The organism is Cytobacillus solani, assembly GCF_006704205.1.
Lineage (GTDB): Bacteria > Bacillota > Bacilli > Bacillales > Cytobacillaceae > Cytobacillus > Cytobacillus solani.
In genome coordinates, this window is sequence record NZ_CP041305.1 from 4,876,166 (window position 1) to 4,889,241 (window position 13,076).

General features: G+C 38.8%; 11 protein-coding genes. All 11 read right to left on the reverse strand.

Annotated elements, in window-relative coordinates; all coding sequences use genetic code 11:
- Window positions 1-28: 28 nt before the first annotated feature.
- Window positions 29-1,138 carry a BMP family lipoprotein gene (locus FI644_RS24510; protein ID WP_053475722.1) on the reverse strand — a complete coding sequence of 370 codons (1,110 nt, stop codon included), beginning with the start codon at window positions 1,136-1,138 and terminating at the stop codon, window positions 29-31.
- A gap of 83 nt (window positions 1,139-1,221) precedes the next feature.
- Window positions 1,222-1,947 carry a GntR family transcriptional regulator gene (locus tag FI644_RS24515; protein WP_053475721.1) on the reverse strand — a complete coding sequence of 242 codons (726 nt, stop codon included), beginning with the start codon at window positions 1,945-1,947 and terminating at the stop codon, window positions 1,222-1,224.
- Between the two features lie 360 nt (window positions 1,948-2,307).
- Window positions 2,308-4,650 carry a DNA translocase FtsK gene (locus tag FI644_RS24520; RefSeq protein WP_142108925.1) on the reverse strand — a complete coding sequence of 781 codons (2,343 nt, stop codon included), beginning with the start codon at window positions 4,648-4,650 and terminating at the stop codon, window positions 2,308-2,310.
- Between the two features lie 146 nt (window positions 4,651-4,796).
- Window positions 4,797-5,009 carry a YlzJ-like family protein gene (locus FI644_RS24525; protein WP_053475719.1) on the reverse strand — a complete coding sequence of 71 codons (213 nt, stop codon included), beginning with the start codon at window positions 5,007-5,009 and terminating at the stop codon, window positions 4,797-4,799.
- Window positions 5,006-5,755, reverse strand: a complete 750-nt coding sequence (locus tag FI644_RS24530; protein ID WP_053475718.1) for a ClpP family protease — start codon at window positions 5,753-5,755, stop codon at window positions 5,006-5,008. Before FI644_RS24530 ends, FI644_RS24525 begins: the two co-directional genes overlap by 4 nt.
- Before the next feature lie 324 nt (window positions 5,756-6,079).
- Window positions 6,080-7,747, reverse strand: coding sequence for a ribonuclease J (locus FI644_RS24535; protein WP_286676671.1), 1,668 nt, complete (start codon window positions 7,745-7,747; stop codon window positions 6,080-6,082).
- Between the two features lie 129 nt (window positions 7,748-7,876).
- A complete protein-coding gene (dapA, locus tag FI644_RS24540) occupies window positions 7,877-8,752 on the reverse strand; it encodes a 4-hydroxy-tetrahydrodipicolinate synthase (protein WP_053475717.1) in 876 nt (291 codons plus the stop codon).
- Window positions 8,753-8,788: 36 nt separating this feature from the next.
- Complete coding sequence (gene dapG, locus FI644_RS24545; protein ID WP_142108926.1) at window positions 8,789-10,024, reverse strand: aspartate kinase; 1,236 nt, start codon at window positions 10,022-10,024, stop codon at window positions 8,789-8,791.
- Between the two features lie 314 nt (window positions 10,025-10,338).
- Window positions 10,339-11,388 (reverse strand): aspartate-semialdehyde dehydrogenase, encoded by a 1,050-nt coding sequence (gene asd / locus FI644_RS24550; RefSeq protein ID WP_142108927.1) that lies wholly within the window; start codon window positions 11,386-11,388, stop codon window positions 10,339-10,341.
- Between the two features lie 147 nt (window positions 11,389-11,535).
- Window positions 11,536-12,129, reverse strand: a complete 594-nt coding sequence (gene dpaB / locus FI644_RS24555; protein ID WP_056687154.1) for a dipicolinate synthase subunit B — start codon at window positions 12,127-12,129, stop codon at window positions 11,536-11,538.
- Window positions 12,130-12,146: 17 nt separating this feature from the next.
- Complete coding sequence (gene dpaA / locus FI644_RS24560; RefSeq protein WP_053475714.1) at window positions 12,147-13,031, reverse strand: dipicolinic acid synthetase subunit A; 885 nt, start codon at window positions 13,029-13,031, stop codon at window positions 12,147-12,149.
- Window positions 13,032-13,076 lie beyond the last annotated feature (45 nt).

Here is a 13,076-nt window from a genome sequence, read left to right on the forward strand (position 1 = left end):
CCCGCTTATTCCATTTTTATTTCAATTATTATTCTGCTTTGAAATTTGCTAGCTCATCTAATGTACCAGGAACAGTAATGTCACCATTCTTGATTTTATCTGTCCATTCTTTTACAGCAGTTTCGATGTCTGCTTTTGTTGTTACTTCTTCATTAATAGGAGCTAAGCTAACACCATCTTCAGCTAAACCATAAACAATTGTTTCTCCGCCAGGGAACTTTCCATCCATAGCCTTTTTAGAAATATCTTGAACTGCATGGGAAACACCCTTCATTGCAGATGTAATGATTACATTATGTTCTTTTCCGTCGATTTCAACTACACCTTCGCCTGATTGGTCAGAGTCAACACCGATTGCCCAAACTTCTCTTGTTGGGTCTTTTTTCTTAAGGTCTTTTGCTTCAGTAAATAATCCGTTACCAGTACCACCAGCAGCGTGGAAAATTACATCAGCACCAGAAGAATACATTTGTGCAGCAGTTGCCTTACCTAAATCCGCTTTATCAAAAGCGCCAGTATAATGAACGTCTACTTTGATATCAGGGTTTACAGCTTGGATACCAGCTAGGAACCCAGCTTCGAAACGCTCAATAACTGGGCTTTCCATACCGCCGATAAAGCCGATATGATTTGTTTTCGTTGTTTTTGCAGCAGCAACTCCAGCAAGGAATGCAGCCTCTTGTTCTTTAAATAATACGCTTACAACGTTTGGCTGTTCAACCACATCATCAATAATTCCGAAGTGAACATCTTTTTGTTGCTTTGCAATTGTATCAACGTCAGCTTTTAATTTAAAACCAATTCCGAAAATTAGAGAGAAATCTTCACGAGCAAGCTTATTTAAGTTTGTCGCATAGTCTGCATCTGATTTAGACTGAAGGTAGTCATATCCGCCTTTTCCTTGCTCAAGTCCATTTTCAGAACCGAAAGCTTTAAGACCTTCCCAAGCAGATTGGTTGAATGATTTGTCATCCACACCGCCAACATCTGTTACCATTGCAACTGAGAACTTGCTTTCTTTATCTCCGCCGTCCTTAGCTGTACCTTCATCCTTTTTGTCACCATTTCCACAAGCACCTAAAATCGTTCCGGCTGCTAGTGCAAGTGACAAAACTAGACCAAATTTGCGTTTTTTCAAGGTATGTACCCCCTATTATTTTTTTACCCGATAGTAGAAATTATTAAAGTCACGATTGTTTAAATCCTTTTTAGCCTTTTCTTTTAAATTCTTTTTCTAAGGACTTGGAAGCTAAACTTATCGGCTCTAAAATAATTGACTGAATAGAGAATAGGCTCGTCCATTTCATCGAAATGCATTTGCTTCAGTACAAGCAATGCAGTTTCAGGATCACATTCGAGGATTGGCGAAACTTTTTCGTGGTAGCCGATCGGTTCTATTGAAGCAACCGCATATGTAATCCTCCGGCTTGTTCCATTTTCAAGCATATTGAAAATGGATTCTTGCTCGTGAGAAAAAGTACCAGTTAGTATTTTATCAGGAACTTTATCAATACAATACACTACTGGTTCACCATTAGCGGTTCTAACCCTTTCAATCACCACAATTTCTTCATCCATCGTACATGAGAAACGGCGGATATCCTCTTCTGTCGGTCCTATTGTTGATGAACTTAAGAAAATGGTCCCAGGCTTCATCCCTGCTTGCAATATCATGTCAGTAACGCTGCTTAGCTGTTCAATTCCTGAAGTAAACAAAGGCTTTGCATTTACAAATGTACCAACTCCATGACGTCGAATGATAACGTTTTCTTCTTCGAGAATTCGAAGTGCTTCCCGGAGTGTTGCTCGGCTTACCCCAAGCTGCTTAGCAAGATCGAATTCAGAAGGAAGTTTTTCTCTTTCCTTATAAATCCCGTTTTCAATATCTTGCTTCAAATGGTCAATCACTTGTAAATATAAATGCCGGTTATCTGACTTAATAGACATTCAGTGTTCCTCCAACCAATTTTCGTAAAGGACATCAGACCTCTGATGTTCAATCATTCCTACTAATCGAAAATACTATAACACTTTTTACCTAATAATGAAATAGTATTTTCAAAAATGACTTAAAAAGGTGATTAAATTTTCACTCCCATTTTCAGTATTAGAACGAAAAATGAATATTGTCTTGAAAACGGTGTCATCGGGATTACAACTTCTTTTTCACTAGGTCTAATATATTTATTAAATGAATATTTCCCCTCTATTTTTTCAAGCTATTCTCATTAAAATTATCCCATTTTTAATCATGTTGATTAGTATAGCATAAAAATAGATCCATCTACTGATGGACCTTTTTTTTATTTATGAACTCGCTTCATCAGAAGGCTTACCAAGCAGAACTGCCCTTGGCTTACTGCCTTCATATGGACCAACGATCCCTCTTGCTTCCATTTCATCAATCAGTCTTGCTGCCCTTGAATAGCCAATTCGGAATCGTCGCTGCAGCATGGAAACAGAGGCTGTTTGCATTTCAAGTATAAGTTCCACTGCCTCATCATACAGATCATCGTCGACTTCCGTTGTTGTTTCTGGTATATCATCTGGAATCATTTCTTCCTGATATTGCGCCTTTTGCTGATCAATGACAAAGCTGACAACTTCCTCAACCTCTTCATCTGATAAAAATGCCCCTTGAACCCGAACAGGCTTGGATGCACCGACTGGCAGGAAGAGCATATCTCCTCTTCCCAGCAATTTTTCGGCACCACCCATGTCTAGAATAGTACGTGAATCAGTTGCAGATGAAACGGCAAATGCAATTCGGGAAGGAATATTGGCTTTAATGACTCCTGTGATAACATCAACTGAAGGACGCTGTGTTGCTATGATTAGATGGATTCCCGCAGCTCTAGCCATTTGTGCAAGCCTTGTGATAGCATCTTCAACATCAGAAGAGGCAACCATCATTAAATCTGCAAGCTCATCCACAATTACGACAATGTATGGCAAGAGGGGCTGCTGGCCTTCCTCTTCTGCATTATATCTCTTCACATAATCATTGTACCCTTCAATATTTCTTGTACCTGAATGGGAGAATAATTCATAACGTCTCTCCATCTCGCTGACAACCTTTTTAAGTGCTTGAGAAGCTTTCTTGGCATCAGTTACAACTGGTGCCAGTAAATGAGGAACCCCATTATAAACATTTAATTCTACCATTTTCGGGTCAATCATCATCATTTTGACTTCGTGCGGTTTTGCTCTCATTAAGATACTCGTAATAATGCCATTAATACAGACACTTTTTCCGCTTCCAGTTGCACCTGCCACAAGTAAATGTGGCATTTTATTTAGTTCTGCTAATACAGACTCACCTGTTATATCACGGCCAAGTCCAATTAATAGTTTTGAATTCGGCTGATCATTTTGCTTTGATTCAATCACTTCTCTTAACGACACCATGGCAACTTCAGAATTAGGAACTTCAATTCCAATGGCTGATTTACCAGGGATCGGCGCCTCTATCCGAATATCCTTAGCGGCCAGCGCAAGTGCTAAATCATCATTTAAGCTGACAATTTTGCTCACCTTCACCCCTACATCTGGGTGCACTTCATATTTCGTTACAGCTGGTCCTAAATGCACCTGGGTAACCCGTGCCTTTACACCAAAGCTTTGGAAAGTCCTTTCCAGCTTGGCTGCATTTGCATGGATTAATTCATATTCCCCACTTTGATCGGTCTGCCGAGGGAGCTTTAATAATCTCATTGGCGGCAATTCATAATCTTTATTTTCAACTTCTGTAAATTTAATCTGAGGCGAGGAATCTACTTCTGATTCTGGAGCTGATTGCTGCTTCTCCTTTTTTTGCACAGAATCTTCTGCTTTCTCATTCGCATACGTAGCCTTATGTGTAAAACTAGAGATGATAGGTTCAGGATTAGGCTCTTCGAAGGATTCTTTTCCGCTATTAATCGTAATTAAAGGCTCTGATGCCTTTTTCTCCGCCTCTTCTCTTTTCTCTTGTGCTTGGGCCTGTTTAACTAATTTTTTTTCTTTTTGCGATCCCTTAAATTCTTTCAAATCGCTGATAAAAGCGTCCAATTGTCTTTTCCAGAAATGCCATATGGCTGTTCCCATGTTGCCTAAAACATCCCCAAGAGTTTTTCCGGTTAAGAGAATGAAACCTATAATAATAAAAACAAAGGAAATTATTTTTGTGCCTGCTTCATCAAACAGAAAATAAAAGAGAGCAAAAAGGGTTGCTCCAACCATGCCTCCACCTAAATCTGTTGTACTTGTTTCTCCATTTACTTCCATCCAAAACAATTCCCATGTATTCGCAATGACACTTGGGTCCTGAAATTTCCCATCATTTGATAACAGTTGAAAAAGACTAACATGACTCAACAATAGGAGAGAGCATAGGATTAAGTAGATGCCGATTAATCTCGTATGTAATAAATATGGGATGGTTCTTTTCCACATGAGGTAGCCCGCAAAAACGATTAAACATAATAGACTTAAAATATACCATTCACCCATGAAGAAACGAAAAAACATGACTGTTGCTTTTCCCACCGCTCCGAGTTTTGCCATCGCTATGGCGGATAATGCAATTAGTCCTAAAGCAAGCAACTCATATTGGATTGTTTTCTTTAAATTTTCTTTTTTCCTTGTTTTTCTTCGCTTTTTCTTGGCCATTTAATCACCTTATTCAATTTCATCTTATTCTCATTTTAAACAAAAATAGCATTTGACATCCATTTTTCTGATTGAATGAAGAAAGCAGCCACTTGATGGCTGCTCTGAAGTTTCTCTTAATTATATCATATTGCATCAATACACTGTTAAGCTAATGTTATTTTTGTTCCGGGTGTATATTTTTCATCCATGAAATGTGTAGGATCACTGCTCATAACCCGGATCACCGTACATTCCTTGCCTCCTTCCATTTCAACAAGCAATGGGATTCCATTATGCGTAACCATCATTTGTTTATTATATTCAGCTGCCTCCGTTGGAAAAACAAGCTCATGGGGCATTGAGGTATAAAGTATCATTGGACAATCCCTTCATTCCCTTGTTTATTATTTTCTATCAATTCTTCTAATTTTTTTATCGCAGGACCAATGCCCCCCACATTATCAATTAGCCCATATTTAACCGCATCCGTACCAACTACATTTGTCCCAATGTCCCTTGTTAGGTTGCCTTTTGCAAACATTAAATCTTTAAAACATTCCTCAGTGATATTTGAATGTTTCGTAACAAAATTAATCACCCGATCTTGCATTTTATCTAAATATTCAAATGTTTGCGGGACGCCGATTACTAGACCTGTTAACCGGATTGGATGGATCGTCATTGTTGCTGTTTCAGCAATAAATGAATAATTGCATGAAACAGCAATAGGCACGCCAATCGAATGTCCTCCTCCAAGTACAATCGAGACAGTTGGTTTTGATAAAGAAGAGAGCATTTCTGAAATAGCCAAGCCAGCTTCTACATCTCCGCCTACAGTATTCAATATGACAAGCAATCCTTCAATTTTTGGATTTTGTTCAATAGCAACAATTTGTGGAATAAGGTGCTCGTATTTGGTCGTTTTATTTTGCGGCGGCAGTTGGAGGTGACCCTCAATTTGTCCAACAATTGTTAAACAATGGATTTTTGAATCTTGCGAAAGCTGCGGGACATTAGTTTGGCCTAACTGCTGTATTTTATCAATGATACTTGGCGGCTGTTCTTCCTTTGTTTGATCCTGCTGTTCATTTAAAGAATCATTTTGTTTTTTATCATTTCCCATCATTTTTTCTCCCTTCAATCCTTATAAGTCTGGAAATTTCAAGCTATATAGGTTTAGTATGGTCGATAGAGGGGATTTAATGCGGGAAATCAATTAAAGAGCAAATGCAGAAGCACCTTCAGGACATTAAAGAACTGCTTAACTGCTTGGTCCTGCAAAGCTTACTCTAAGGAACTTTCCTTTGTGTGCTCACCACTGACAAGGACAAACATGCCCCTCAGAAAGTTGTCCTTTACCTTTCTGAGGGGCTTAACTGAAATGTGTAGGCGTTGAAGCTGAACGGACATAGATAGCACAGCAAAGAGCTGTGCCATTTTGTTTAGACTATACCTCCATAATAATCGGTAGTATCATTGGTCGTCGTTTTGTTTTCTCAAATAAATATTGGTTCAGTTCATCTCTCATATCTTGTTTGATGCCTGTCCAATCGAAAGAATCTTTCGAGATGCTTCTTTCTACAATATCGCGCACTCTTTTTGTTGCTTCCACAAGTAGCTCTTCCGACTCCCTTACATAAACAAAACCTCTAGAAATGATTTCCGGTCCTGCTGATATTTTTTTCTCTTTTTTATTTAAGGTGACAACCACTAATAAAATTCCATCTTGTGAAAGGAGTTTACGATCTCTTAGGACAATATTTCCAACATCTCCTACCCCACTCCCATCAATGAGCACATTCCCGGCTGGAATACGGCCTGCAGGACGTATTTTTTCATCTGCCAGCTCTGCCACTTCGCCTTTTTCAGGTATAAAAATCTGATCATTTGTTAAGCCACATTCCAAGGCTAACTTTGCATGTGCCTTTAACATCCGGTACTCACCATGAACTGGAATAAAAAACTTCGGTTTCATCAAGTTGATCATAAACTTTAATTCTTCTTGGCTTCCATGACTTAACGTATTGAAGGTTCCTTTTCCAGAAATCACGCTGGCACCTGCACGATATAGCTTATCAATGGTTCTAGCAATGAATACCTCGCTTCCCCTTATTGGCGAACCTGCAAGAAGAACGGTATCTCCTTTTTTTACATTTACTTGCTTATGGGTCTGTTTAGCCATTTTCTGAAGAACTTCTATCGGTTCACCTTGAGTGCCTGTCGTTAAAATTACAAGCTCATCATCAGCATATGCTGATATTTCTGTTATTGAGATCATCGTGTCTTCAGCAACGAGTAAATATCCATTCTGGAGAGCTATATCAACTGCCGTTTGCGTAAATCTGCCCACGATTGCTACTTTTCTTCGACTTTCAAAAGCTGCATCAAAAACATGCTGAATTCTTATAATATCTGAAGCAAATGAAGCAGCAATAATTCTTCCCTGTGCCCGTTGAAATACATCTGTTACCTGTTTTACTACTTTTGATTCTGATAAAGTATACCCAGGTTTTTCTGCCTCCGTACTGTCAGATAAGAGACAAAGAACACCTTCATCACCAATTTGCGCCATTTTGCCAATATTTGTTTTGTATCCGTTTGATGCTGCTTGATCAAATTTAAAATCCCCCGTATAGACAATACTTCCTTCCAGCGTGTGGACACAAATGCCCACACTGTCAGGAATGCTATGGGTAGTATGAAAAAAAGATACTTTTGCTGAGCTGCATTCAACTTTTGTATCTGTATTAACCTCGATAAATTTCGGACTTCCTTTAAATTCTTGTTCCTTCACTTTTGCTTTTGCCAGTTCAAGTGTAAGTCTTGTCCCATACACAGGAACATCAATTTCTGTTAATATATAAGAAAGAGCACCGATATGATCTTCGTGTCCATGTGTCAAAAATATTCCTTGTACTCTCTCCTTATTTTGTATCAGGTAAGTGATGTCAGGAATAACAATATCAATTCCGAGCATTTCATTTTCTGGAATCATTAGTCCTGCATCCAGTACAAATATGTCCCCATCTACTTCCACAAGGTACATATTTTTACCGAATTCCCCTACTCCTCCTAATGCCATTAACTTGATGCTTGTTTTTCGTTGATTGTTCAATGTAAACTTCCTCCTACAATATGTTGTCCGACCATAGATCAGTTACCAATATTATACTTGAATGAGGAAATAAATAAAATATTTAAAAAACCAATCAGAATGGATCACTGATTGGTTTTTCCTGATTCACTATTCTTTTGTCTTAAATAATGCCACTAATGCCGTTCTTTCTTGCTCTGATAATGGAACAAGTGGCAGCCGAACAGAGCCAACATTAAGCCCCTTAAGCTGCAGCGCCGTTTTTACTGGAGTCGGGCTCGGAGCTGCAAATAAACCTTCCATTATTGGCAGCAGTTCTCGATGAATGGAAGCGGCCTTTTTATTATCTCCATTTAAAAATGCCTGGATCATCTCCTGCATTTCATTCCCAATTACATGTGATGCAACAGAAACGATGCCATCACCGCCAATTGCTAACACCGGGATTGTTAATCCATCATCGCCGCTATATAGAAGAAAGTCTTCATCTGTACCAGCAATAATTTTAGCCATTGCATTCAAATCTCCGCTAGCTTCCTTAACAGCAACGATGTTTTGAATTTTAGAAAGTCTGATGACGGTTTCTGGAAGTATATTTACTGCGGAACGTCCAGGAATGTTATAAACCATGACTGGCAGTTTCGTATTTTCAGCAATGGTTTTAAAGTGTTGATAAAGTCCTTCCTGATTGGGTTTATTATAATAAGGGGCTACTGCCATAATCCCATCTACCCCTATTTGCTCAGCCTTTTTTGTTAACTCGATGGAGGCATACGTATTATTGCTCCCAGTACCTGCAACAACAGGGATCCTTTTGTCAACCACTTTTACCACATGCTGAAATAATGCAAGTTTTTCTTCCTTTGATAAAGTTGGTGACTCCCCAGTTGTACCTGCAACAACAAGGGATTCTGTTCCATTTTCAATGAGATGATTAATAAGCTGCGTTGTTTTCGAAAAATCGATATGACCTTTCCGATCGAAAGGTGTAACCATTGCTGTTGAAACTCGGCCAAATTGAATCATTGCTACACTCCCTTTTAAAACTTAAAAGATCTATTCCTATTTATTATGCAAAACAATTTCTTTCTCTAATTGGAAGGCATCATGCAGGGCATTGACTGCTTTTCCTAAATCTTGCTGTTTGACAAGGACCCATATTGTTGTATGACTATCAGCAGATTGTAATATACGAATGCCTTGTTCAGATAGAGCTGTTACAATTTTAGCTGCAACCCCTGGGACACCTTGCATTCCTGCTCCAACTACAGAAACCTTTGCACAATCGAATTCCACCATGGGATTATGTCCTAAGTTCTTTAATATGCTAATTGCTTTTTCGGACATTTCTTCAGTTACTGTATAGTTGACACCATTCGGATATATATTGATGAAGTCAACACTGATTTCTTCATTTGCCATTGCCTGAAACACTTCAGCTTGTAAATTGTACTGGTCCTTTTTCGCAATAACTTTAATTTGTGTGACATGGGAAAGATGAGCGATTCCAGTAACTAATCGTTCCCTTATATCAGTGCCCCGGCCTTCTTTGTTTATTGCAGTCACTAATGTTCCAAGACCATCAGAATAATTGGAACGGATGCGTATAGGAATTTTTGCCTGCATAGCAATTTCTACGGCTCTTGGGTGAATAACTTTAGCACCCTGATAAGCCATATTACACACTTCTGTATAAGTGACAACAGTTAATGGACGAGCATTTTCAGCTATTCGCGGGTCGGCAGTCATAATTCCATCTACATCTGTAAAAATCTCGATCCATTCCGCATTCAATGCAACACCTAATGCGGCTGCAGAAGTATCACTTCCACCTCTGCCAATCGTTGTCACATCCCCATTTTTCGAGGCTCCTTGAAACCCTGCAACAACGATACAGTCATTCACTTCTAATTCCTTAAGTAGTCTTTCACATCTCATATCAATGATTTTAGCATTTGTGTGATCATTGTTTGTTCGAAAACCTGCTTGAGCACCTGTTAAGGCTGTCGCTTGAATGCCATGCTCTAAAAGCATATTCGTAAAGACAACACTCGATATAATCTCACCACAAGACAATAGGAGATCATTTTCTCTTTTGTTAATCATCATCTTTTTTGTATCTATTAGAGAGAGCAATGTATCCGTTGCATAAGGGTCCCCTTTTCGTCCCATTGCTGAGACAACAACAACTAGTTTATATCCATCTGATATTGCTTTTTTAATATGTTTTAATGCATGTTCTCGACTATCGCTATCACGGACAGATGTGCCTCCATATTTTTGCACAATAATTTTCATTGTTACACCTCTGGATATCTCTTCATTTAAAGTTAAAAGCTAAAAAAACGCCTAACTTAGCAAGTGCAACGATTAGAATATGATAGAGGCTATTTTGTACAAAGATAACGAAGCTTAGGCTTATTCAAAAGAAAAGCAGAAGCGCCTTGGTCATCACCGTACAAACGCAGAAGGGCCGGTTCTTTCGATAAAGGAGACACAATGAGCGATTGCGAATTGATGTCGACTTATCGTATGAAGGGGACCTGAAGTTTGATAGGCGATAGGCGCTGGAGCTAGACAATTCTCAAACTCCAAAATTATATTTCATGTAGTTATTTCACGATACCTAGATTAATTAAACTTTCTGCTATTTGGACTGAATTCCACGCAGCCCCTTTAAGTAGATTATCAGAAACAACCCACATATGGAAACCTTTTGATTCATCTAGATCCTTGCGAATTCGTCCAATAAAGACATCACTTTTGCCAACACAATCAGCCGGCATCGGATAGATTTGATTTTCTGGATCATCCTGCAACACAACTCCAGGTACGGTGGCCAGTAAATCCTTGACTTCTTGTACGCTTATACCTTCTTCTTTTATTTCAAAATAAACTGATTCCGAGTGACCTGTTGCAACAGGCAGTCTCACACATGTTGCAGCTACACGAAGATCAGGCAGACTCATAATCTTCTTCGTTTCATTAATCATTTTCATTTCTTCAAATGTGAATCCATTTTCCACAAACTTATCAATTTGCGGAATCGCATTAAACGCAATTTGATAATGCTTCTTATCACCTTTTACAGGAAGTATAGCAGGTTCATATGATTCGTTATGAACAATAGCCTTTGTCTGGCTAAAAAGCTCTTCAACAGCAGCAGCTCCAGAGCCAGAAACAGCTTGATAGGTTGAAACAATAACTTTATTGAGTCCATATTTTTTCCTAATAGGCTCTAGGGCAACAACCATTTGAATGGTTGAACAGTTTGGATTTGCGATAATTCCTTGATGGTTATATAAAGCTTGTTCGTTTACCTCAGGAACGACTAATGGAACGTTTTCTTCCATTCGAAAAGCACTCGTGTTATCAATTACTATCGCTCCGTGCCTAACAGCATATTCAGCATACTCTTTTGAAACGCCGCCCCCTGCACTGAACAAGGCAATATCTACACCAGAAAAACTATCCGGATTTACTTCCTGAATGGTATGCTCCACACCTTTAAATGTAAGCTTCTTACCCGCTGAACGCGGAGAAGAGAGCAAAGTAAGTTTAGAAATAGGGAAGTTTTTCTGCTCTAGCGTTTTTAACATTTGCTGCCCTACCGCACCAGTCGCTCCTAATACTGCTACATGAAATCCATTTTTCTTTTCCATTGTTTTTATCCCCTTCCTATTTAAAACTATTTTTCTAGCAAAAAGACGTATTAAACATATGAAAGAATTTTCTTATAATATCATTCATTCTAACATATCCATTCTTTAAAGTAATAAACTTTTTGCTAGAAAAATGCAGGGGTTATTTTAGTCTTTATACCTCTCCACAATGACTGGCTGCAATTGTTTTCCTTCAATAGCCATTTCAACAGTATCAGAAAGTTGTGTCATCCTTGCTACCATCGAGTTTGGTTTTTTTACCGGATCGTCTTGGCCATACGGAATAAAATAAATATTTTTCGTTGCCATCAATCTCATTAAATTGACCCCATTCAGTCCAAGTGCATCATTTGTTGATATCCCTAACACAACTGGCTTTTGATTTCTTAATGTTGCTTTAGCTGCCATCAAAACTGGATTATCTGTCATGGCATTAGCAAATTTGCTCATTGAACTTCCTGTTAATGGCGCAATGACCATACAATCTAATGGAATTTTCGGTCCAAGCGGCTCTGCTTTAACGATGGAATCAATTACTTTATTTCCTGTTAAATCCTCTATGCGCTGAATCCAATCCTCACCCTTGCCAAATCTTGTTTCTGTATTTTTTACTGTAAAAGTGACAACTGGCAGAACCTCTGCTCCCTCGTTTACAAGCCTTTCGATTTCTGGAAATACTGCATCATACGTACAATGTGAACCTGTCAGTCCAAAACCGATCCGCCTACCCTTTAGACTCATTTGATTCGATGCCCCCTTCACTTTTTTACATCCTCTTTTATTAATTGTGACAGGACGTTCGCTAAAATTTTCCCTGCTGTTTTCGGAGCGACAATCCCTGGAAGGCCAGGTGCAAGCAATGCCTTTACGCCTCGTTTCTCTGCATATCTGAAGTCTGTTCCTCCTGGTTTAGAGGCAAGATCAATAATTAATGTATGAACAGGCATCTTTGAAATGACGGATGCCGTGACGATCAAATATGGGATTGTATTTATACAGATATCTACATCCTTTACCTCATCATCCAAATTACTTAAATAAAATGGGGTAAGACCCATTTCTGTAATTCTTGCAATATGCTCACTTTTTCTTGCTCCAACCTTTACCTTAGCTCCAAGTGCTTGGAATGTCCTTGCAACACTCATCCCTACTCTCCCTAACCCTAATACTGCAATGTTAGAGCCGTGAATTGTAGTGTCAGTATGTTGGATTGCCATCATAATCGTTCCTTCAACGGTCGGAATGGAGTTATAAATAGCCACATCATCCCGTTCAAATAATTGAACGAGGCGCCGATTCGCCTGCTTCGTTATTCCGTCTAAATAAGAGTTGCTGATGCCTGAATAAACGGTACAATGCGGAGGTGTTTCATTCAGCATTTCTTTTCTTAAATACACCTTTTCATTTGAAAAGATTGTTTCAATTTGACCATCAGTGCCAGTTCCAGGTACTGGCAAAATAATAACATCTTTATTTGAAAACTCCACTTCATCTATTTTTTCCTTAACCGCTCCCGTAAAGGCATGATCCAATTGTTCGAAGCCAATTAAAGAAAGCTTTGCATCAAGATCTGTTAGTTTGCGAATGATCTCAAGTTGCCTTGCATCTCCGCCGATAACTGCTATTTGTATCCCTGTCAGCATGAAACCCTCACCTTCTTCTAAAGATTCGTACAGGAATTTTATATT

Excerpts from the sequence above, each read along its gene's own strand:
- FI644_RS24515 (WP_053475721.1), bottom strand. The coding sequence starts at position 1,947 with ATGTCTATTAAGTCAGATAACCGGCATTTATATTTACAAGTGATTGAC.
- FI644_RS24520 (WP_142108925.1), bottom strand. The coding sequence starts at position 4,650 with ATGGCCAAGAAAAAGCGAAGAAAAACAAGGAAAAAAGAAAATTTAAAG.
- FI644_RS24525 (WP_053475719.1), bottom strand. The coding sequence starts at position 5,009 with ATGATACTTTATACCTCAATGCCCCATGAGCTTGTTTTTCCAACGGAG.
- FI644_RS24530 (WP_053475718.1), bottom strand. The coding sequence starts at position 5,755 with ATGGGAAATGATAAAAAACAAAATGATTCTTTAAATGAACAGCAGGAT.
- dapA (WP_053475717.1), bottom strand. The coding sequence starts at position 8,752 with ATGATTCAATTTGGCCGAGTTTCAACAGCAATGGTTACACCTTTCGAT.
- dapG (WP_142108926.1), bottom strand. The coding sequence starts at position 10,024 with ATGAAAATTATTGTGCAAAAATATGGAGGCACATCTGTCCGTGATAGC.
- asd (WP_142108927.1), bottom strand. The coding sequence starts at position 11,388 with ATGGAAAAGAAAAATGGATTTCATGTAGCAGTATTAGGAGCGACTGGT.
- dpaB (WP_056687154.1), bottom strand. The coding sequence starts at position 12,129 with ATGAGTCTAAAGGGTAGGCGGATCGGTTTTGGACTGACAGGTTCACAT.
- dpaA (WP_053475714.1), bottom strand. The coding sequence starts at position 13,031 with ATGCTGACAGGGATACAAATAGCAGTTATCGGCGGAGATGCAAGGCAA.